The 21,504-nt window shown below is 67.5% G+C and carries 20 protein-coding genes; 8 read left to right on the top strand and 12 right to left on the bottom strand.

From position 1 onward, the window contains the following. Positions 1-9 precede the first annotated feature (9 nt). On the top strand, positions 10-666 hold the full coding sequence (locus VFW04_13695; protein ID HEX5180383.1) for a hypothetical protein: 657 nt from the start codon (positions 10-12) through the stop codon (positions 664-666). A gap of 832 nt (positions 667-1,498) precedes the next feature. Here VFW04_13695 and VFW04_13690 read toward each other — a convergent pair. Together VFW04_13690 and VFW04_13685 are read right to left on the bottom strand one after the other, a co-directional pair. Continuing rightward, positions 1,499-2,233: an HD domain-containing protein gene (locus VFW04_13690; protein HEX5180382.1), complete on the bottom strand. Its 735-nt coding sequence runs from the start codon at positions 2,231-2,233 to the stop codon at positions 1,499-1,501. After that, complete coding sequence (locus tag VFW04_13685; GenBank protein ID HEX5180381.1) at positions 2,226-2,639, bottom strand: hypothetical protein; 414 nt, start codon at positions 2,637-2,639, stop codon at positions 2,226-2,228. The genes VFW04_13690 and VFW04_13685 overlap by 8 nt, the downstream gene beginning before the upstream one ends. Positions 2,640-2,752: 113 nt before the next feature. Between VFW04_13685 and VFW04_13680 the strand changes: the two genes are divergently transcribed. Genes VFW04_13680 through VFW04_13665 form a run of 4 tightly spaced genes read left to right on the top strand, consistent with a single transcriptional unit; the run spans position 2,753 to position 6,579 of the window. Next, the gene (locus tag VFW04_13680) at positions 2,753-3,814 is read left to right on the top strand and encodes an efflux RND transporter periplasmic adaptor subunit (protein HEX5180380.1); all 1,062 of its coding nucleotides are present in this window, start codon (positions 2,753-2,755) and stop codon (positions 3,812-3,814) included. Further along, entirely contained in the window at positions 3,811-4,800 is a 990-nt protein-coding gene (locus tag VFW04_13675; protein HEX5180379.1) for an ATP-binding cassette domain-containing protein, read from the top strand. Before VFW04_13680 ends, VFW04_13675 begins: the two co-directional genes overlap by 4 nt. A gap of 4 nt (positions 4,801-4,804) precedes the next feature. Beyond that, entirely contained in the window at positions 4,805-5,923 is a 1,119-nt protein-coding gene (locus tag VFW04_13670) for an ABC transporter permease (protein HEX5180378.1), read from the top strand. Continuing rightward, positions 5,920-6,579 carry a CerR family C-terminal domain-containing protein gene (locus tag VFW04_13665; protein ID HEX5180377.1) on the top strand — a complete coding sequence of 220 codons (660 nt, stop codon included), beginning with the start codon at positions 5,920-5,922 and terminating at the stop codon, positions 6,577-6,579. The genes VFW04_13670 and VFW04_13665 overlap by 4 nt, the downstream gene beginning before the upstream one ends. Here the strand turns inward: VFW04_13665 and VFW04_13660 are convergent. Together VFW04_13660 and VFW04_13655 are read right to left on the bottom strand one after the other, a co-directional pair. Then, positions 6,576-8,051, bottom strand: a complete 1,476-nt coding sequence (locus tag VFW04_13660) for an aminopeptidase P N-terminal domain-containing protein (GenBank protein ID HEX5180376.1) — start codon at positions 8,049-8,051, stop codon at positions 6,576-6,578. The genes VFW04_13665 and VFW04_13660 overlap by 4 nt on opposite strands. A 111-nt stretch (positions 8,052-8,162) precedes the next feature. Next, positions 8,163-8,666 carry a GNAT family N-acetyltransferase gene (locus VFW04_13655; protein HEX5180375.1) on the bottom strand — a complete coding sequence of 168 codons (504 nt, stop codon included), beginning with the start codon at positions 8,664-8,666 and terminating at the stop codon, positions 8,163-8,165. An 86-nt stretch (positions 8,667-8,752) separates the two neighbouring features. On the opposite strand from VFW04_13655, the gene VFW04_13650 reads away from it, so the two are divergent. Continuing rightward, positions 8,753-10,162, top strand: coding sequence for a peptide MFS transporter (locus tag VFW04_13650; protein HEX5180374.1), 1,410 nt, complete (start codon positions 8,753-8,755; stop codon positions 10,160-10,162). A gap of 34 nt (positions 10,163-10,196) precedes the next feature. Here VFW04_13650 and VFW04_13645 read toward each other — a convergent pair whose 3' ends face one another. The 4 genes from VFW04_13645 to VFW04_13630 form a co-directional block, all read right to left on the bottom strand. Continuing rightward, positions 10,197-10,619, bottom strand: coding sequence for an SgcJ/EcaC family oxidoreductase (locus tag VFW04_13645; protein HEX5180373.1), 423 nt, complete (start codon positions 10,617-10,619; stop codon positions 10,197-10,199). Positions 10,620-10,730: 111 nt separating this feature from the next. Next, positions 10,731-11,117, bottom strand: a complete 387-nt coding sequence (locus VFW04_13640; protein ID HEX5180372.1) for a VOC family protein — start codon at positions 11,115-11,117, stop codon at positions 10,731-10,733. Between the two features lie 71 nt (positions 11,118-11,188). Continuing rightward, positions 11,189-11,983, bottom strand: a complete 795-nt coding sequence (locus tag VFW04_13635) for a hypothetical protein (protein ID HEX5180371.1) — start codon at positions 11,981-11,983, stop codon at positions 11,189-11,191. Between the two features lie 81 nt (positions 11,984-12,064). After that, positions 12,065-12,334, bottom strand: a complete 270-nt coding sequence (locus tag VFW04_13630) for a DUF2277 domain-containing protein (GenBank protein HEX5180370.1) — start codon at positions 12,332-12,334, stop codon at positions 12,065-12,067. A gap of 224 nt (positions 12,335-12,558) precedes the next feature. Here VFW04_13630 and msrB point away from each other — a divergent pair, with 224 nt between their 5' ends. After that, positions 12,559-13,176, top strand: coding sequence for a peptide-methionine (R)-S-oxide reductase MsrB (gene msrB, locus VFW04_13625; GenBank protein ID HEX5180369.1), 618 nt, complete (start codon positions 12,559-12,561; stop codon positions 13,174-13,176). Positions 13,177-13,182: 6 nt separating this feature from the next. Here msrB and VFW04_13620 read toward each other — a convergent pair whose 3' ends face one another. The 3 genes from VFW04_13620 to VFW04_13610 all read right to left on the bottom strand — a co-directional run bounded on the left by VFW04_13620 (position 13,183) and on the right by VFW04_13610 (position 18,768). Next, on the bottom strand, positions 13,183-15,834 hold the full coding sequence (locus VFW04_13620; protein ID HEX5180368.1) for an ABC transporter permease: 2,652 nt from the start codon (positions 15,832-15,834) through the stop codon (positions 13,183-13,185). Positions 15,835-15,848: 14 nt separating this feature from the next. Continuing rightward, positions 15,849-16,187, bottom strand: coding sequence for a PadR family transcriptional regulator (locus VFW04_13615; GenBank protein ID HEX5180367.1), 339 nt, complete (start codon positions 16,185-16,187; stop codon positions 15,849-15,851). A 97-nt stretch (positions 16,188-16,284) separates the two neighbouring features. Then, complete coding sequence (locus VFW04_13610) at positions 16,285-18,768, bottom strand: ADOP family duplicated permease (protein HEX5180366.1); 2,484 nt, start codon at positions 18,766-18,768, stop codon at positions 16,285-16,287. 224 nt (positions 18,769-18,992) lie between these two features. Between VFW04_13610 and VFW04_13605 the strand changes: the two genes are divergently transcribed. Next, positions 18,993-19,550, top strand: coding sequence for a DUF2911 domain-containing protein (locus VFW04_13605; protein HEX5180365.1), 558 nt, complete (start codon positions 18,993-18,995; stop codon positions 19,548-19,550). On the opposite strand, the gene VFW04_13600 is transcribed toward VFW04_13605, so the two are convergent. Beyond that, a complete protein-coding gene (locus VFW04_13600; GenBank protein HEX5180364.1) occupies positions 19,547-21,373 on the bottom strand; it encodes an amidase in 1,827 nt (608 codons plus the stop codon). The genes VFW04_13605 and VFW04_13600 overlap by 4 nt on opposite strands. Positions 21,374-21,504: the final 131 nt, after the last annotated feature.

The raw sequence follows: 21,504 nt of genomic DNA, 5'->3' as shown, positions 1-21,504 counted from the left end.
GGTCCACGCATGTCTCGATCGCGCGCCGAAATCGTGAGGGAATACGGCCCGTTTCCCGGCATCGCACGCGTCAACGGCGTCACCTACGACGGCCGCAACGTGTGGCTCGCGTCCGGCGACAAGCTGCACGCCATCGATCCGGCGAGCGGCGACCCGATTCGTTCGATCGACGTGCCGTCACATGCCGGAACGGCGTTCGACGGCACCCATCTGTATCAGCTCGCCGGTGACCAAATTTACAAAGTTGATCCCGAAACGGGCCGCGTTGTCAAAACCATCCCGGCACCTTCCAACGACGGCAGCGCCGGCCTCGCATGGGCCGAGGGCACGCTCTGGGTGGGTCAATATCGGGAGCGGAAAATTTACGAGGTGGATCCGGAGACGGGCGCAATCAAGCGAACCATCGAATCGAACCGGTTCGTTACCGGTGTCACATGGGTTGACGGCGAATTGTGGCACGCCACCTGGGAGAACGACGAGAGCGACGTGCGACGCGTCGATCCGCGAACCGGTGCCGTGCTCGAGACGATTGACATGCCTCGCGGCACCGGCGTGTCGGGACTCGAGTCAGATGGCGCCGATCGTTTTTTCTGCGGCGGCGGAGCGAGCGGCAAAGTGACCGCAGTACGACGGCCGCGACGCGCCGCCGCGGGTAACGGCCGTTAGGCGGACCCACATTTTAGAACGGCGTCTGAATTGCGTTCGCGCTTGTCGGAGACAGCGGGCAATCGTGCGCGATGTCGGGGCCGGAAATCCGGCTCCTCTGTCGAGGGTGCAAAGGATACGAAAAGGATCGGACGGGGAGGAGATTGCCTCTGCCCAAGGCGCGGAGGGTGACCGATACGCTCATGTCGACACGGACACGACCGGACACGACGGACACGACAGGTGAGGCGGTTTGTATCCTCTCAATGGGCTGGTGAACTACCCGGTGTTTTCTTGTAAGAAGGGTCCTCGGGGAATTTCGGGGAAAGCAGGTCGGTACACGTCGGCGCACTATGTCCGGCTGGAAGAGCGACGTGAGGACTAACTGGAGGCCTGTGTGGAGAGCTTCTTCGCTCTGTGTGAAGGATAACTACGAGGATACCAGAGATGGGGTCGGTGCATATGCAACCTCAGCGACGCGTCGTTAGGCGTGGAGATGCGCCGACCCCATCTCTTGCATCCTCGTCGTTATCCTTTTGAGCCTTTGTCATAGGCGTCTCCATGTGGCGTTTGGGTGAGCCTCGCCACCCGGTCACTGCCCTCGCGCCTCAGGGCTCAGTACGCCTTCCCACACCTCGAGATCACCCGCACGAAATCCCGAAGACCCGTAAAAAAAAACTGAGACTTGGACCGCGCGAGATCAGGCACGCACTGCGGCCGAACGATCCGGTCGTGTCCGTCGTGTCCGGTCGTGTCCGTGTCCAAATGAGCGTATCAGCCAGCCCTACGCCCTGGGCACCACACTCTCCTTTGAGCCGCGGCAATCCTCCCGTCCAGACGCAGCTCTCTCTCTCTAGAGCACGGTGAGCGAGTCTGACTCGGCCGACAGCGCATCGAGATACTGCTGCATCTCGCGCGCGCGCTTCTCGCCTTCACGCTTGGCCGCGTCGCTCTGGAGCAGCTTGGGCATCTCCGTCATCTGCTGCTTGATGACCGCCACCGCATGCGCCAGGTCCGGCGTGAACTTCTCGCGTGTGGTGAGCGAGATGATGCGCGCCACGTCGATCGCGCCCATGAAGTCGAGGATGTCCGCATCGCGAAACAGCACCGCCACCCGGAGCGTGTCGGGCGGACGGTAATACTGATGGTGATCGATGATCTCCTTCACCAGCGCCGACTTCTGCATCGGGAAACCCGCATCGCGCAGGATGCTGTCAACGAGCTGGATCGAGCGGTCGCCATGGTCGACGCCGGGCACGGCATACGGCGGGATACCGCCCATGTCGTGCAGGTACGCAGCGGCGTAGAGGGCGTCGTCATCCACCGTTAGGCCCTCGGCCCTGGCGAGCGCGAGGGTCATCTCGTAGTCGCGGCGGCCGTGCGCCGGCCCCCACGCCGTGTGCTGCAGGTGCGCCTCGGCAAAGGCGCGCACTTTGGCGCGCCACGGCGCCTCCGTCGTGTCGGCCGCTGCCCGCCTAACGGCGGCGGCAGGCCGGGACGCCGGTCGAGCGGCCGCCAGGACCGCCCCGGCCGCGAGCAGGACGACTGCCGTGAGGAAACCGCGACGACGCCTGCCAAGGTCACGCATGGGGAGCTCGCGAGTGAACGTGAGAGGTGTCCGCGGCGTCCGGCGCTGCGGGCCGCGGGAGTACATCGGGATCGCCTTCGCCTAACGAAGTGGGCGCGCCGCCCGGACGCCGGCGCGTGAACAGCCAGAGCGCATAGAGCGCGAGCGGCGGAACGCCGATCCACAGCGCCATCTGGCCCAGCGAGGCGGTGGCCTCGTGCGCCACCCGCCCGGACATCGTGACGGTGATCTTCAACACCGTGTTGGCCATCGACACCGAGACGTTCGCGGTGTCCTTCGGAGCGCTCGCCGCCCGGCTGATCGCCAGGATCGTGGGCGTCAACGTGACGGCGGCCAATCCGATCCAATAGACCACCCACGCCGTCACGACGTGCGCGGGACGCCACCGTGCCAAGAATGCCTTCATGCCCGCCTCCGCCGAAAACACGCCCCTTGAGATTCAAACGACTGTTTAATACAATTGTTTGAATTCGCTGTCCGGCCGAACTCGCACTTGCCGGTCTGGAGCCCGACACCACCATGACCCGAAAGCAGCTGGCCGCCGGAGGAGGCGCCGCCCTCCTCGCCGCCATCGTCATCAGCTATTTCGTCACCCGTCCACCCACCTCGCTCGTGCTCACCGGCGTCGTCACCACCAACGACGTCATCGTGAGCCCGCAGGTGGGCGGCCAGATCAACAAACTCCTCGTGAACGAAGGCGACTCGGTCACACAGGACCAGCTCCTGGCCGTGCTCGCACCCGGCGAGCTCGCCGCCGATCAGACCTACTACGCGCAGAACGCGCAGGCGATGGCGTCGCAGGTCAATCAGAGCGCCTCCGATCTCAAATATCAAGAAACGCAGGCCGACCAACAGCTGCGCCAGAGCGAAGCGACGCTCGCCGCGGCGATCGCACAAGCCACCATGGACTCTGCGACCATGGTGAACGCGAAGCAAGTCTACGATCGCTACGGCCCGCTGCTCAACGCCGGCGCCGTGTCGTCACAGCAGGTCGACTCCGCTCGAACGGGATACACCGTCGCGCTCTCGCGGTTCGAGGCGTCGTCCCGGCAGGTGGAAGCGCAGCGTGCCGCCGTGGCGCTGGCTCGCGCCGCCGAGGACCAGGTTGCGGCCAAGCGCAGCGCGCTCACTGGAGCGCGACGGGCGCAGGCCGCGGCCCAGGCACAAACGCGCAAAGCCGACGTGCGCCTCGCCTACACCGAGCTGCGCGCGCCGATGGCCGGAATCGTCGATGTCCGCGCCGCGCGCGCCGGCGAATACGTCACCGCCGGCCAGCCGGTGGTCACGCTCATCAATCCGGACAGCCTGTGGGTGCGCGCCGACGTCGAAGAGACGTACATCGACCGCGTCCGGTTAGGCGATCACCTTACTGTCCGGCTTCCGTCAGGCCAGGAGCGCCAGGGCACGGTGTTCTTCCGCGGCGTGGACGCCGATTTTGCCACGCAGCGGGATGTGAGCCGCACCAAGCGGGACATCAAGACGTTCGAAATCCGGCTGCGCGTCGACAACCATGACCGCGCCCTCGCCGACGGCATGACGGCCTACGTCATCTTCCCGCTCGCCCAACGGCATTCGCCGTGACGATCGCAATCGCCGTTCGCGACATCGTGAAACGCTTCGGCGACTTCACGGCGGTGGACGGCATCTCGTTCGCCGTCGAAGACGGAGAGACGTTCGGCCTCCTCGGCCCCAACGGTGCCGGGAAGTCGACGCTCATTCGCATGCTCACCACGCTGCTGCTGCCGACCTCGGGCACGGCGCTCGTCGCCGGATACGACATCGTCAAAGAGGCCGATAGCGTGCGCCGCGCGATTGGTGTGATTCCGCAGGCGCTGACGAGCGACCTCGATCTCACCGCCCAAGAAAACCTGTTGATTTTCGCCAAGCTGTACGGCGTGCCGCGCGAGCGCCGCAAGGCGCTCATCGCGGACCTGCTCGCCGCGGTGGAGCTGAGCCAGTGGGCGGACAAGCCGGTGAAGAATCTCTCCGGCGGCATGCGGCGCCGCGTGGAGATTGCGCGCGGCTTGGTGCACGAGCCGCGCATTCTCTTTCTCGATGAGCCGACCACGGGCCTGGACCCTGTGTCGCGCACGTCGGTGTGGGAGATGCTGCGCGCAATCAAGGCCGACCGCCGCCTCACGGTGCTGCTCACGACGCACTACATGGACGAAGCGGACAAGCTGTGCGACCGCATCGCGATCGTGGACCACGGCAACCTTATGGCGCTCGACTCGCCGATGAAGCTCAAAGCCGCGATCCCCGGCGAGAACACGCTCGAGGCGAGCTTCGCCGGCGCGCCGGCCGATTGGCGGGAGCAGTTAGGCGCGCTGCCGGGCGTGATGCGGGTCGAGGGGGAGCCGCCGGTGTTCCGCCTCGTGTCCACGAGCGGGCCGGAGACGACCAACGCGCTCATGTCGGCGGCCGCGCGCGCCGGCGTCACGATCGGCTCGCTGTCGGTGCAAAGCACGTCGTTGGACGACGTGTTCGTGCACTACACGGGCCACCAACTTCGCGACGCCCTCCAGGAACCCGCGCCGACCGACAGCCGCTTCATGATGAGGCGTTAGGCAGATGCAGCGGACCTGGGCCATCATCGAGCGCGACCTGCGCCGCTTCCGCCGCAGCCCGGCGCTCATCATCATGTCGCTGCTGATGCCCGTGGTGCAGCTCGTCGTGCTGGGCTACGCGTTCGGCGGCAACGTCAAACACCTCAAAGTCGCCCTGGTGGACGAAGACGGCGGCGTGCCGGCCGTGCGGCTCCACGCGCTGACCAACGCCGTTGCCGAAAACGCACAGACGTTCGAGACCATCCCGTACAGCGACCGCGGACAGGCGCTCGCCGCCCTCCGCAACGGCCGCGTGAACGGGGTGCTCACCATTCCGCCTGGATTCTCGCGGCGCGTGTTGTCGCGCGACGACCCGCGTGTCGCGTTGATCGAGGACAATACCGATAACTTCGTTACGGCCGCGCTGTCCGGCACGTTCACCAGTCTGTTAGGCGCGTACAATCGGCCACCGGCGACATCGGATCGCGTCTCACAGGATCCGACGCTCGAGACCGTCGAGCTCTACCCGTACGTGCCGTACATCCAGTACCTCCTGCCGGGCTCGATCGTGATGTCGATCTTCATGATGGTGATGATCGGCGGCGGGATCATTTACATCGATGACAAGGCGCGCGGGCTGCACGAGGGCTATCTCGTCACGCCCATCACCCGGCTCGAGCTCATCTTCGGGTTCAACATTGCGGGCGCGATCAAGGCGATCATCGCCGGTTCGGTGCTCATGACCATCGGCTCGCTCATCGCCGGCATTCCCGATCCGTTCGCGCCCGTGCGCCTGATCCGCCTTTTCATCGTGATCGCCGTCGCCTCGGTGGCGCTCGTGAGCATGATGTTCCTGCTCATGGTGCGCATGAACGATCCGCTGCTGCCGCGCGCGCTGTTCGGCGTGCTGAACACGCTGCTCTGGTTCCCGAGCGGCGCGATCTATCCGCAGCAGGCCTTTCCGAAATGGATGCGCGTTCTCGCCACGGTGGATCCGTTCACCTACGCGGTACACGCGCTCAAGAGTTTGCTGCTCAAGAACACCGGCTTCTCGGCGATCTGGTTCGACCTGGTGTATCTCGCGGTGTTCTCGGTGCTGACGATGATTGCGGCCACCCTGCTGTTCAAGCGGACGCTGTCGTGAGGACGCGCACTGCGCCGCCTCGCGCACGCCGGCCGGATGCGGCGACGCGGGACCGGCTGCTGGCGGAGGCCACGCGTCTTTTCGCCCAACGCGGCTTCCATGCGGTGAGCGTGCGCGACATCGCGCGCGCCGCGCGCGCGAACGTGGCCGCGGTGAACTACCATTTCGACGGCAAGCTCGGCCTCTATCGCGCCGTCGTGCGCGCTGCCGTTGAAGCGATGCGCGCCGGGGACGACGCGTTCCTCACCGCGGCGCGCGACGCCTCGCCCGAGGAGCAGTTGCGGACGTACGTCATGGGCTACCTGCCTCGCATCGCGTCGAGCGACGATCGCACCGCGTGGATTCACGATCTCATGCGGCACGAAATGTCGGAGCCCACACCGCTCGCTCCGTGGATCGCGGCGCACGGGATTTTGCCGCGGATCGAATATCTGGCGGGCGTGGTGGTGCAGCTGCTCGACTGCAAGCCTAACGACAGGCGCGTGGCTCGCTGCGTGATCAGCGTGCAGGCCCAGTGCCTGTTCTATCGGCCTGATCGGTTCCGGGCAGCGGCGTTCAAGGGCTGGCCGCTCTCCGATGCGGAGCTCGCCGCGGTGGCGGCGCACATCGTCGAGTTTTCGCTCGCCGGGATCGAGCGGATCGCCAAGCAACGTTAGGGATCGAGCGTTGCCGCGGCCAGCCGCTTCTTCATCAGGGCTTCGACCTCGGCGATCTCGCGAGGCACGCCGCTCGAGATGCGCTCGGGCCCGGTCGCCGTCATGAGGTAGTCGTCTTCGATACGCACGCCGATGTTCTGATAGCGTTCCACCGCCGGCCTAACGCGCGCGATGAACGCGCGGTTGCGCGGCGTGTCGGGCAGCGCGTCGAGTGTGCGCGTCGTGATGTAGATGCCGGGTTCGAGCGTGAACGCGTCGCCCACGCGGTAGGTCCCGTCGCCGTAGTAGAATTGCGCCGGGTCGTGCACCGCGAGGCCGAGTCCGTGGCTGATGCCGTGAATCATCCAGATGCCGGCCTGTGAGCACGCGCGCGGCACCTTCGCACAGTCGGCGCCTCCCGGCGGATCCAGCTGCGCATTCACGCTGTCGATGAGGCCGAGCATGGCGAGCCCCCGCGCGCGCACCGCAACCGACGAATCCTGCGCCGCTTGCGCGCTCGCACCCGGCTTCGCCACGCGCTCGGCTGCCGCCTGCGCATCGCGTACCAGCTGATAGATGGTGCGCTGCGCCGCCGTGAACACACCGCTCACCGGCAGCGTGCGCGTGATGTCCGCCGCATATCCCTCGTACTGCGTGGCGGCATCGATCACCACGACGTCGCCGGGCCGAGCGACCGACGTGTCCTGCATGTAGTGCAACTGTGTGCTGTTGAGCCCCGCCCCGACGATGGACCCGTACGCAGGGCGGTCGCCGCCTAACCGCTTGAACGTGTACTCGGCGACGGCCTGCCAGTCGTATTCGTGGTGCGGCTCCGGCGACTGCATCATCGCGCGATGGCCCGCCGCGCTGATCGCCGCCGCCTTACGCAGCAGCGCCATCTCCGCCGGCGACTTGCGCGCGCGGAGCTGGTCGACGATCGGCTCCGCATCCTTCACCGCCAGCGACGAATGCGCGGCGGCGAACGACTTCATGAACTGCTGCCCGCGCGTGAGGCTGTCCTGGGCGGCGAAATCGTCGTCGGCAACGTCGCGGATCGCGTACACGGGGAGTCCGGTCGCGGCGAGCGAATCCGTCACCGATCGGAGCGCCGCGAGCGGCCTCGCCGTTAGGCCATCCTCGCGCGCGATCGTCGCCGAATCGGGCCGAAACCCATAGTAGAACGCCAAGTGCGCGCTCACGGGCGTCGTGAAGAGCGTGGTCGTTTGCCGTCCGTCCCGGATCACCATCACGAACGCCGCATCCGGCTGCTGGAACCCCGTCAGGTAGCGGAAGGATGCAAGCTGATAAAACGGCCCGAAATCCGTGACCGGCGTGCGTGCGCCGAAGGCGATGACGATGCCGCTGTCGAGACGCGCCGCGAGCGCATCGCGCCGCGCAGCGTACTCGTGTTGCGTGATCTGCGCGGAAACGGGGACGCCGGCCGGCAACGCCACCGCGAGCGCTAAGGCACGACGTTGGACGAAACGCATCATGGGACGCACGTAATCCTCGATGAAGAAGTCGCTCGGTCCGCGAGCAATGGCCAACAAGTGGTCAGGACTATAGCGTGGCGCCGGACAAGCGGTAATCCCCGCGACGAACCTTCAATACCGATAGATCAGCGCCGGTCCGCCGAAGAATTCCATCTCGCCGTCTAACGTGGCGCCGAGGGATTGCGCGACGCGAATCGAACCCGCGTTTCCCGGCCGGATCACGCTGATGATGCTCGTGCGCCCCAGAACCTCGCGCGCGAACGCGAGCGCCGCAGCGGCGCCTTCCCGCGCGTAGCCGCGTGCCCAATATGATCTGCCGAGCGTGTACGCGATCTCGAAGCCCGGCCAGCCTTCGGGCTGCTGGCAGCCGATGCGGCCGATGAGCGCACCGGTCGCTCGCTCCTCGACCGCCCACAGCCCATAGCCGAACAGCATCCAATGACCGAGGATGACCGCCATCTGCCGCCACGCTTCCTCGCGCGACAAGGCGTGTCCGTCGCCGAGGTGCTTCGTCACCTCGGGATCGCCGACGATCGGCGCATACTGCTCGAGGTCCCGTTGCTCGAACGCACGCAGAATGAGACGGTCGGTCGTGAGCGTGGGAATCGTGATCATGTGCTTGCCCTTGGACGGTCGCGGGATGAGAATGGTGTCGTGAGTCCGAGTGCCGCCCGCCAGCACCTCCTGTCCCCGGAGTCTCCATGACGACAACGAGCCGCGAGAGCGGAGCCTCGCCGTTTACCGATGCGCTGCCGGGCGACTCCGGCTACGGCGGCACGAGCCACGGGTTCTTCGGGCATCCGCGTGGTTTGTCGACGCTGTTCTTCACGGAGATGTGGGAGCGCTTCAGCTACTACGGGATGCGCGCGTTTTTAATCCTGTACATGGTGCACGCGCTCGGCTTCAACGACAAGCACGCAGGCTCGGTGTACGGCACCTACACGGCCAGCGCGTGGGCGGCGGCGATTGTCGGCGGCATCATCGCAGACCGATGGCTCGGACAATATCGAAGTGTGCTCTATGGTGGAATCATCATCGCGCTCGGTCACTTCACGCTGGCGTTTCACGCGCTTTCGTTCTTCTACGCCGGGCTGGCGCTCATTGTCATCGGTACGGGGTTGCTCAAGCCCAACGTGAGCGGAATCGTTGGCTCGCTGTACGAGCCCAACGACGCACGCCGCGATGCCGGCTTCTCAATTTTCTACATGGGCATCAACCTCGGCGCGTTCATCGGACCGCTGATCGCCGGGTATCTGGCGCAGAAAGTCGACTGGCATCTCGGCTTCGCCTGCGCGGGGATCGGGATGACGTTCGGCGTCGTGCAATACATTCTCGGACGCGATCGGCTCAAGCCCGCCGTGGAACGACTCGAGCGCCAGCGCCGCGAGTCGCATGCGGCCGCGCGCGAGCGAAAGCAGATGGACGTCGACGCGCGCCCAACGGAGGCGACGTTCTGGGGATTCACGAAAGTCGAATGGAAGCGCCTCGCCGCGATGGGTGTGTTCTTCGTGTTCGCGGCCGTGTTCTGGGGCGCGTACGAGCAGGCCGGCTCGACGCTGAACCTGTTCGGCGATCGGTACAGCAACACGACGATTCTCGGATTCACGTTCCCGTCGAGCTGGTTCGTGTCGGTGCAGGCCATGTTCGTGATCATTCTGGCGCCGGCATTCGCGTGGCTCTGGATCAAGCTCGGGCGGCTCGAGCCCTCGACGCCGACGAAATTCGCCATCGGCCTGCTTTTTACCGGATGCTCGTTTCTGCTGCTCATGATTCCGGCGCGCCACCTGCAGGCATCGCCGGGCATCCGCGTGAGTCCGTTCTGGCTGATCGGGTGCTACTTCATCCAGGAGTTAGGCGAGCTGTCGTTGTCGCCGGTGGGGCTCTCGGTGTTCACGAAGTTGTCGCCGGTCAAGATTGTCGGGCTCATGCTCGGCGTGTGGTTCCTTGCAGATTCTGTAGGAAACAAGATCGCCGGGTACGCAGCCGGATTCATCTCCTCGGCGCCGCTCCCGGACCTCTTCGGCACCGTGGCGGCGGTGTGCCTCATCGCATCGTTCGTGGCGTTCCTGATGATCAAGCCCGTCAAGTCGCTCATGGGCGGCATACACTAACCGGTGGTCCGCGAGAGCAAGCTGCCGCGCGAGCCTAACTGCGAAGGACGGCTTCGCCCGTTCGCGGGTTTGCCAACGTGACGTTTTCGAGCGCCTGGATGCGCCAGGCGCCGTTCCGTCGCGTGATCACCGCGAGAATCAACGTATCGATGTCGTGCGCGCCCGCAGGGTGGGCAGGCCCGAGATGGAGGCGCGACCAGAAGTGAACAACTGCCGCGTGCTCACCTATCGGCGCGACGTCGATCAGCTCGTTCTCCAGCGTCGAATCCCGATAGATCGTCGCATGGATCGGCTCGTGCAAGGCGACAATCGCGTCGACGCCCCGCACATAGTGGGCGAACCGGTTCAGGAATGTCGCATCGTGATGGAAGAGAGCGCCGAATGCGGTCACGTCGTGCGCATTCCATGCGGACTGAAACGCCGCCGGCGCATCCTCGGGACGATGGAACTCCGTCACGCTCGTCAGGCTCGGTGCGGCCGCTGGATGTCCGGATGCGCACCGCCACTGGCTCGGTTCTCGGTCACGTGCTGCACCTATCCGTTAGGCGGCGTAGACGCCCGGCGCGCGTCACTGACCGGCAGGCGGTTGCCACAATTCGACTTTGTTTCCCTCGGGATCGATGACCCAGCCGAAGATGCCGTACTCCGAGTCGTCGATCTTGTCGAGGACGTTGCAGCCCTCGGCTCTGAGCGCCGCGATCAGCGCGTGCAGGTCTGCGACGCGGTAGTTCACCATGAACGAGGCGCTGCCGGGAGCGAACTGGTTGCTGTCCGCCGGAGCGACCAACCACGCCGTCGTCCCGCCGATCGGCTTGCCATCCGAGTCGGCCCACTCGAATGACGCCCCGCCCCACGCCTGGACATCGATGCCCAGATGCGTCTTGTACCACGCCTGCAGCGCAGGTGCGTCCTTGGCCTTGAAAAAGACGCCCCCGATGCCGGTGACGCGCTTCATGCCGACCTCCGGTGTGCAGTGGATCGAGTCCTAGCGGCCTAACGCTCAACCGGCCGGCGAACGCCGACCCGTCACGAGGCCCTGGGCGATGCCCGCACCGGCCCGCGCCCGGCGGCGGCGGTGACGACGTTCTGGCGATCGAGAAACGGCACGTCGCGCGCCGGCAGCTTCCAGACCACCGTCCCGTTAGGCAACAGCCGGTGCAGCCGCACCAGCCGCCCGGTCGCCTTCGACACCCACGCGGTCGTCGTCGGCGATTCCTGCACCACCAGGCACTCCACCGCCCCGCCCGCCGTCCGCAGCGTCGTCGTCCCGGTCACGCGCAGTGCCGCCATGCGCACCGAGACGTCGGGCGTGCCGGACACCGGTACGCGCAGCGTGCTGTCCGCCGCCAGCGGCAACGCCGCCAGAAACGATTCCATCATCAGGCGGTGAAAGAACGCCGCGCCTAACGGAACGTCGACGGCCGTGCGCCCCGAATCGACCGACCACGCCGCGCCCGTCAGCCGCCCATCGTGGAACCGCAGATCCTGCCCGCTCGTGTCCGTCACCTGCACCACGCGCATGGGCTCGAGTGTCTCCGCCGACACCTCGAGCGTATCGACCTCCATATGGCCGGATGCGAACGTGTAATCCTGCGTCTCGCGAAACACGGCAACACCGCTGTCCCGCCCCGGCGCGACCCGCCGCACCAGCGTACCGGCAATCCGTTGGGCACTATCCTTCGGGATCACGACCAGGCTGATGGTGTCCGCGTACGGATGGACCCGATCAAGCCTGAGCAGCGGGCTCCCCGGTACTATGGTCTGTGCCATCGACGGCGACGCCGCGAACAGGGCGGCGACACAGCACCACGCGATGCGCATGCGAAACTCCAAAAACGAAGGCCCTCGAGGTCGACCGACCAATCACCGCTCCCGGCGTGTCGTTCCACCGGCCCGCCGCCCTTACGACGCGAAGCGCCGCCGCGACCGCTCCTTCGCTTTCCGCGCTTCCTCTTCGCGATTCCTGGGCGGCGTCCGCGCCTCGAGCGAATCGATGAGTCGCCGCGCCGACGCCGTTACTTCTTCCACCGCGCGATGGAACGCTTCCTCGTTAGCACGCGAGGGATGGGTGCTGCCGCTCAACTTGCGCACGAACTGCAGCGCCGACGCACGAACCTCGTCTTCAGTGGCCGGCGGCGCAAAGTTGGCCAACGTCTTGATGTTTCGGCACATCGAAGATCTCCGGAAGGCAGGGAGCCCAGCCATGGCGCCCGTCAATTTTCAAGCATATCCGCGCGACCGCAGAGGGGAAACCCTGGCGCCACCCCCGGCAGAGCCCGCCAGGATGCGGAACAAAGACCCGTCGGAACGACTATTTTTCTGGGTAGGCTCGATGGCACGCAGCGGCGCCACACCACTCAGCGCAGCCGAACACGACTCCAGCTTCACGAGGACACATGCGCATACACGCGGTCAGCTTCGCCGGCGCCGCCGGCGCGATCGTCTTCGCCCTTGCCGCCTCACACACGGCCGGCGCGCAGGCGCCTAACGAGTCGGCCGCGACGCCGCCGGCAGCCGTCGCGCCGTATCCGGGAGATCACGCCATGGACCATTACAAGAAGCCGAGCGAGGACCAGCTCAAGAAGGACCTGACGCCGCTCGAGTTCGAGGTGACACAGCACGCGTTCACCGAAACCCCGTTCCACAACGCGTACTGGGACAATCACGCCGCCGGTATCTATGTGGACATCGTGTCCGGCGAGCCGCTCTTCAGCTCCCTCGACAAGTTCGATTCCGGTACCGGCTGGCCGAGCTTCACCAAGCCGCTCGATGACAAGAACATCAAGACCGACACCGACCGGTCGGACTTCATGGTGCGCACCGAAGTGCGCTCGAAGCACGCCAACTCCCACTTGGGCCACGTCTTCGACGACGGGCCGAAGCCGACCGGGCTGCGCTACTGCATGAATTCGGCGGCCATGCGCTTCGTGCCGGTCGATTCGCTCGTCGCGGAAGGCTACGGCAAGTATCTGCCGATGTTCCAGAAGGCAGCCGAAGCCGCGAAGCACAAATAAGGCTCGTCAGTCGCTGCGCAGCGCGGCCACAGGATCGAGCCGCGTTGCGCGCCGCGCCGGCACCCACGCCGAGAGCGCGGCGATCGCGGCCAACACGGCCGCCACCCACAGGAACGTTACCGGATCGTTCGGCGTCACGCCGAACAGCAGCGCGCCCATGAGGTGCGTGAGGCCGAGCGCGCCCAACACACCCGCCACGAGCCCCACCGCCGCCAGCACCAGTCCGCGCCCGATGGCCATCGAGAGAACCGCGGATCGCTGCGCGCCTAACGCCATCCGGATGCCGAATTCGTGCCGCCGCTGCTGCACCGTGAACGCGCCGAGTCCGTAGATACCGATCATGGCCAGCACGAGGCCGATGATCCCGAACATGGCGAATAACACCGTCTCGAGCCTCGTGTCGCCCACCGACGCTCGCGCGAGATCGGTCATCGGCGCGACATCGGCAACCGCCTGCGCTGGATCGATCTGCGCCAGCACCGCACGCATCGGCGCCGCCACGGCGAGCGGATTGCCCACCGTCCGCAGCACGAACGTCATGCGGGTGTATGGGAACTGCTCCAGCGGCAGATACATCTCCATGTACGGCTCGGTGCGCGGCCCATCGTGATGGACATCGCCGGCCACGCCGACGATGCGCGCCACGTGCCAGGCGTCCCACTCGTACTTGAGCTCGTGCCCAACGGCCGATCCGTTCGGCCAGAACCTCCGCGCCAGCGTGTGGCTCACCACCACCACTTCGCTTCCCCCGCGGCGATCGGTCGACTCGATGCCCCGCCCATCCTCGATCGGAATCCGCATCGCGCCGAAATATCCGGGGGTGACGGCGCGAAAGTCGCCCACGGGCTCCTGGCCTAACGGCGGCGCCGGCTCCCCGACTACGGTGAAACTGCTCGCCGACCGGTTCCCGGACAGCGGCAGCCAGCTGATCGCGCCCACGGCGCGCACCCCGGGCAGCGACGCGAGGCGGCGCTCCGCGTCCTCGAAATACGAGACCGCGGTGGTATCGCTGTCGTAGGCGTGGCCGTGCAGCGCGACGTCGGCCGTCAGGAGGTGTTGCGTGTCGAAGCCTAACGGAACGCGGCGGAGGTCGGCGAGCGTGCGCACCATGAGGCCGGCGCCCGCCAGCAGCACCACCGCCATCGCGATCTCGAAGACGACGAGCAGCGCCCGTAGGCGGCCCGCCCGCCGGCCCTCCGAGCCGCCGCGCCCGGCCTCGCTCAGCGCGTCCTTGGGATCGCGCCGCGCACTCTGCAACGCCGGGGCGAGCCCGAATGCAATCCCGGTCGCCATTGCTACGCACACGGCGAACGCCAGGACCCGCGCGTCGAGGCTGATCCCGCTCACCGCCGCTACCCCCAGCTGCTCCGGCGCCATGGTGCGCAGGAGCCGCGTCCCGGCCCAGGCGCCGGCCACGCCTAACGCAGCGCCGGCCACGGCGAGCATCACGCTCTCCGTGAGCACCTGGTACGCGATGCGCCGCGGCGCCGCCCCCAGCGCCACGCGCACCGCCATCTCGCGCCGCCGGTCGCCCGCCCGCGCCAGCATCAGGCTCGCGACGTTGGCGCACGCAATGAGCAGCAGGCAGCCCACCGCGCCCAACAGCACCAGGAGCGGCGTCCGCGACGTGCCCACCAGATCCTGCCGCAGTGGACTGGCGAGCGCCGTCCAGTCCGCATCGAGCTGCGGCATCGCGAACGCCCGGCGCCTCGCGATGGCTTTCATCTCCAGATCCGCTTGCTCCCACGACACGCCGGGCTTGAGTCGCGCCACGACTCGAATAAACCGGCCGCCAACCGTGCGGTCCGCGTCGCTGAACCGCACGGGCATCCAGATCGCCGCCGGCCCGAAGAACGCGAAGCCCTCGGGCAACACGCCCACGATCGTCACGTCGTTGCCGTTGATCTGCACCGTCGTTCCCACCACGTCGCGGCGACCGCCGAATCGGCGCTGCCACAGCCCGTAGCCGAGCACCGCCACGCGCGCGGCGGCGGGTTGGTCCTCGGCCTTGGTGTACAATCGGCCAACGACCGGCTTGACGCCTAACATCGGCAAGAGCTCGGCGTTCGCATAGCGCGTCTGCTCGGACACGGCGTCGCCGTCGGCGCCGCGGATCGTCACCCGCGTGGTAAAGAATGCGGCCATGGCTGAGAACGACCGCGCCTCGTCGCGCCAGTCGAGGAAGTTCGCGGGACCGACCACGTTGTGCGCGTCCCCAAACGAGACGTGATGCTCCCACAGCATCACGAGCCCGTTGGGATCGGCGTACGGCAGCGGCCGCAGCAGCACCGCATCGACGACCGAGAAAATTGCCGTCGTGGCGCCGATGCCCAACGCGAGCGTCGCCACCGACGCCGCGGTGAACACGCGCGCGTGACGCAGCGAGCGGAATCCGTAGCGCACATCCTGGCCAAGCCGGTCGAAGACCTGGCCGCGGTATTCGTCGCGTGCCGCGTCGCGCCACCGCTCGCGGCCGCCGAACGCGACCAGCGCACGCCGCCGCGCTTCTCCGGCGTCCGTGCCGGCCCGCGCGAAGGCCTCCGTCTGCATGTCGAGGTGGAACCGCATCTCGTCCGTTAGGCGGGACTCGCGCCCGCGCCGGCCGAGCACGCCCCGCGCTCGCGCCGCCATCTCGAGAACTGAGTCGAAGATCGTCATGCGACCCGCGCCCGTCAGGCAGGTGAGAGGTCGAGGATCATCTCGATGGCCTGCGACATCCGCGTCCAGTTCGCGCGCTCCGCCGCCAACCGCTGGCGGCCGCGGGCCGTGAGCGCGTAGTACCGCGCCCGCCGGTTGTTCTCCGTGGTCTGCCAGGACGATTTGATGAACCGCTGGCGCTCGAGACGATAGAGCGCCGGATAGAGCGATCCCTGCCCCACCTGAAGCACGTTGGCGGATCCGCGCAGCAGCAGCTCGGTGATGCCCCAACCGTGCATCGGGCCCAACTGGAGGGTCTTGAGCACGAGCATGTCGAGGGTGCCCTGCAGCAAGTCGTTGCGCGCGTCGGCCACGCCGGTCCTCCTCTCGGGGGTCGAAGGGAGAATACGCGCTCTTCTTTCGACCGTCAAGGGGACGGGAGCGGCGGCGCCGGATCGTGCGCCGGCGCGATCAGTCGCCGCGAATCGCGATCGCCGGATCGATGCGCGCCGAGCGACGCGCCGGTCCGTAGACGGCGGCCAGCGCCACCGCGCCCAACAGGATCGCCACCGTGACCAGCGTCGCCGGGTCGGCCGCCGTCGTGTCGAAGAGCATCGCTCGGATCACGCGCGTCGACCCCCACGCGAGCAGCGAACCGGCGACGATGCCTGTCGCGACGAGCACGATCGCCTCGCGAACCACCAGCGCGACGACGCGCCGTTCGGTGGCGCCGAGCGCCATGCGGACCCCGATCTCGCGCGTCCGTTGGGCAGCGCCATAGGCGACGACACCGTAGAGGCTGAGCGCCGCGAGCAGCAGCGCGAGACCCGCAAAACCGCTCAATACCGTGGTCACAAAGCGCCGCTGCCCCCCGACACGCTGGCCGCTCGTGCTGATCGTGGGGCCGAACACGAACCGGATCGCCGGCTCGACGCGCCGCACCGCGAGTTGCACCGCGTGCTCCGCGCTCGCCGCATGCGCCGACCGCACGGCGAACGTCATCCATGGCCACACTTCCAACGTGTAGGGCAGGTACACTTCGCCGCCGGTCGTTTGTCCAGGCCCGAACTCGAGCACATCCCCCGCGACGCCGATGATCGGGAGTGTGATCGGCTGGCCGACGTCCGCGCGCGCCTGCGACTGCCGGCGGATGGTGATGCGCCGCCCGATGGGGTTGCCGCCTAACCGACGAGCCAGCGTCGCATCCACCACGAGCCCGCCGCTCATCGGGGCGCGCATGTCCGCATCGCTGAACCAGCGGCCGGCCACGAGCGGGATGCGCATGGTGCGCAGGTAATCGCTGGACACGAGGTGGTAGAGCGCCTGGAGGATCGGCTGCCCGCTCGATGGCGCGCCCTCGGGCACGACCGACGTCTGCAGCAGCGCGCCGCCCGCAACGGCCGCGTCCTGCACTCCCGGCACGGCGCGCTCGGCTTCGACGACGCGCGTCCACAGGTTCGCCGCGTTCGCCGGCGCGTCGTACGCGTGCGTCATCGGCGCGATGGCGAAGGAGATCAGACCGCGCGGGTCGTAGCCTAACGGAACGGCGAGCAGCCGGCGGAAGCTCTGCACGAGCAGTCCGGCTCCCAACAGCAGCGACAAGGCGAGCGCGAACTGCACGACTACGAGCAGGTCGCGCGCCTGACGTTCCCGTCGCCCGCCCACCGCCGCCGTGGCGCCGCTGCGCACCAGGCGCATGCCCTGCACCGCCGACGTCTGGAGCGCCGGCGCCAAGCCCACCAGCACGGCCGTCGCCACTGAAGCGGCGATGGCGAACACCACGGCGCGCGCATCCAGATGCAGTTCGCCGCCGAACGGCAGCAGGCCGGCGAGCGAGTGCCGGATGAATCCGACCAGCGCCGCCGCGGCGCCGAGGCCGATGATGCCCGCGAGGCCGGCGACGAGGCCGGCCTCGAACACCGGCGGGCGCGCCACCTGCCACCGCGATGCGCCTAACGCACTGCGCACGGCGGTGTCGCGCGCCCGTCCACCCGCCCGGATCAGCAACAGCGTGGCCACGTTGGCGCAGGCCAGCAGCATGACCAGCGCCACCGCGCCCGTCACGAGCGCGAGGAGCCGCGGCACGTCCCCGTACAGCGCGTTGGACATCGACTGCAGATCGACCGACGTCCAATGCGCCTGATCCGCCGGATAGCTGGCGGCGAGACGGCGCTCGATCGTCGCCATCGCGCTTACCGCCTGCGCCGAATCGACGCCCGACCGGAGTCGCACCAGCGTTTGGCTGTCGACGTGGAGCTCGCGCCGCGTCAACACGCCGGGATGGGTGGCGCCGAACACGGCGATCGGCTGCCAGAGCTTTGGCGGCGCCCAACCCGCGCCGCCGCCGCCGAAGTTCGGGTACGCAAAGCTCCGCGGCATGACGCCGATGATCGTCGTCGGAATGCTGTCCAGATCCACCACCCGCCCAACGATGGACGGCTCGCCGCCGAACCGGTCGACGAAGAGGTCGTACGACAGAATCGCCACGCGCGCCGCCCCAGCCCGTTCTTCGTCCGGCGAAAACGTCCTGCCTAACAGAGGAACGCCGCCCATGAGATGGAAAAACCCCGGCGACACGTAGGCCGCGATCTGGCGGTCGTTCGGTGCGCCGGGCAGCGAGACCTGGTCGCCGCGCACGAAGGCCAGGCCGTCGATGATCGGCGACCCCGCCGTCTGCGCCTGCCAATCGAGGAACGTCGGATACGACGGCGTCCGCGCGTTGCCGTTGTCCGCGTGCTCGACGACCGTGCGCAGTTGATCCGCATCGCGATACGGCATCCCGCGCAACACGATCGTATCGAGCACGCTGAATGCCGCCGTCGCGCTCGCAATTCCGAGCGCCAGCGTTGCAACAGCAATCCCGCTGAACCCCGGCGCGCGGCGCAGCGATCGCGCCGCATGATGGAGGTCCCGGGCAATACCTCGCCACGTGTCCGATAAACCAGTGGAGTGCATTGCAGTGCCCCGCGCACAACGGCAGGAACGGTTGCATGCTTAACTCGCCGGGCTCCAATCGGGTCACACGCGCGGCGAGCGCTTCCCTTTCCGTCAGCGCCGTCGCAAACTGAGACGCAGCTCGAGCACGCCGAACGTTGCCGCCGGAACCGCGCCTCGTCCGCACGGATTCTTTGGATGCCCGGATCGACTCGTTCACCGCTCACTTTCCGCCGGAGCCTTCGATGCATCGCCTCGTTCTCGCCGCAGCCGTTGCGTTAGTCACTGCCCTCCCTGTCCGCACGCAGGCACAGGTGATGGCGAGCGAGCACGGCATGGTGCAGCAGCGGGTGGACGGGACGACGATCACCATCGAGTACTACCGCCCGCAGCGCCGCGGCCGCGACAATCTGTTCGGCGGCGTCGTCAAATGGGGCAGCACCTGGACCCCGGGCGCCAACTGGGCGACCACCATCGCGGTCGACCACGACGTGAAGATCGACGGCCACCCGCTCGCGAAAGGCAAGTACTCGATCTGGATGGTGCCGCAGCACGGTGATTGGACGGTAATCTTCAGTACGGTGTGGAAGCGGTTTCATGTCCAGGGCCCGGATCCCTCGGCGCCGCAGGTGAAGTTCACCGTGAAGCCGGACAGCACGACGATGGTGGACGTGCTGACGTTCTCGTTCCCCGCCGTCGAGCCCGATGCCACGACGCTCGTGTTCCAGTGGGGAACGACCGCAGTCCCGTTGCACATCGAGGTGCCCCCATCCAACGCACCCGCCCCGCCGGATCCGGCCTAGAACCCCGGCGGCGTCTCGTGCTGCACGCCTAACGCACGTTCGAGCGCGAGACCGACGCGCACCACCGTCCCTTCGTCGAACAACGTGCCGATGAGCGTGACCGCCTGGGGCACGCGCCGGGGCGGATTGAATTTCGGCAGCGGATGCGACGGGTCAGGCGCCCAATCGCTCCGCGCTTCCGACACCTGGACGAACCCGGCGCGCATCGTGAGCGACGGCTGGCCGGTGAAGTTGGTCGTCGTTAGCGTTTCATCGCGCAGCGTTGGGACGAGGAGCACGTCGACGCCCGACATGATCCGGTCCATCTCCTGCGCCAGCTTTCGACGCAAGCGGTCGGTTTGCACGAAGTCGACCGCCGAGAGAAACCGCGCGCTGCGGAAGAGATTCGGCCACGCGTCTGCCGTCTGCATCTTGAGCGAGTCGTCCTGGTGGCTGAGCGTCAGCTCCTCGAATGCCGCCGCGGCTTCGGCGAACAGCACCACGTTGAGTGAATCGACCGGCCAGTTGGGGAACGTGACCGCGGTGGGCACCATGCCTAACTTTGCCGCCGTATCCAGTGCAGCGCGGTCGACGTCGGTGGCCGGCGCCTCTTTCATCCACTCCGGCACGTAACCGATGCGGAGTCCCTTCACGCCCGCGCCGGCGTCAAAGTCGAGGTGGCTCGGCACGCTCGCCACGTCGCCTGCGTCGGGCCCCGTGATCGCGTGCAACACGAGCATCGTGTCCTCGACGCTCCGCGCCATCGGACCGAGCTTGTCGAGCGACCAACACAGCGTCATCGCGCCCGTGCGCGGCACGCGGCCATACGTTGGGCGAAGCCCATTCACGCCGCAGCGCAAGCTCGGACTCACGATGCTGCCCTCGGTTTCGCTGCCGATCGAGAACCCGACGAGGCCGGCGGCCGTGGCCGCACCTGGTCCGGCGCTCGAGCCCGATGCGCCTTCCTCGAGCAGCCACGGATTCATCGTCTGGCCGCCGAACCAGATGTCGTTGAGCGCGAGCGCGCCCATGCTCAACTTTGCCACCAACACCGCGCCTGCCTGATACAACCGCGCCACCACCGCCGCGTCCGCTCGCGGGACGCGGTTTCGAAACGGCTCCGCGCCGTAGGTCGTGGCGATGCCGGCCGTATCGAGCAGGTCCTTCACGCCGAACGGAATGCCGTGCAGCGGTCCGCGATAATGCCCTGCGGCGATTTCGGCGTCGGCCTGTTTGGCTTGCGACAGCGCCAGGTCGCGCGTGAGGGTGATTACACAGCGGAGCTTCGGATCGTACTGTTGCAGGCGCGCGAGATAGATGTTCGTTAGGCGCTCGGAGGTGAGCGCGCGCGACTGGATCCAGCGCGACAGCCTGGTGACCGGCGCGAACGCAATCTCGGCGTCGGTTTCGGGCAGCGCGCCCGGCGCATCGGTCGAGCGCACGAAGCGGTCGTGCGACGGCCCGGGATGCGCGCCACCGAGCACCGGGTTCCACACCGTGGCAGGCGCCAGCGTGGCTTCGAGCGGCAGCTTGCGCGGACCGGTGCGCCGCTCGTAGTAGGGCGCCATTGCTTTCGGCCAGTTGTCGGCGGCTTGCTTGCGCTGCGCCTCGGTCATCGTCACCTGCGCGAGCTTTTCGGCTTCGGCAAAGGTCGCCGTCGTCACGGCAGGACCGACCGCCGGCGCGCTGGCGAACGTCGGCGGGGCGCCGGGCGTGGATGGCGATGCGCCGGCCGTGTCGCCGCTTGCGTTAGGCGTCGGTGTGGCGGCGCGCTCGCGGCACGCCACGGCCACGCCGAGGAGGCCGATTGGCGCGCGAATGAGGAATCGACGACGCGAATTCACGTGCGGGATCTCCGATGGACGTTGGCCGGTCACCAATCGCGGCCGGGGGCGCCGGGTTCCTGACCGACCGGCCCCCGGCGGGCAGGCGCAGCAACAATGGCCGCCGGGTCGGGCCTCCGCAAGCACCGCGG

The sequence above is a fragment of the Gemmatimonadaceae bacterium genome (assembly GCA_036273715.1).
GTDB lineage: Bacteria > Gemmatimonadota > Gemmatimonadetes > Gemmatimonadales > Gemmatimonadaceae > JADGGM01.
The sequence above is the reverse complement of the archived record's forward strand: the minus strand, read 5'-3'. Positions and strand labels throughout refer to the sequence as shown.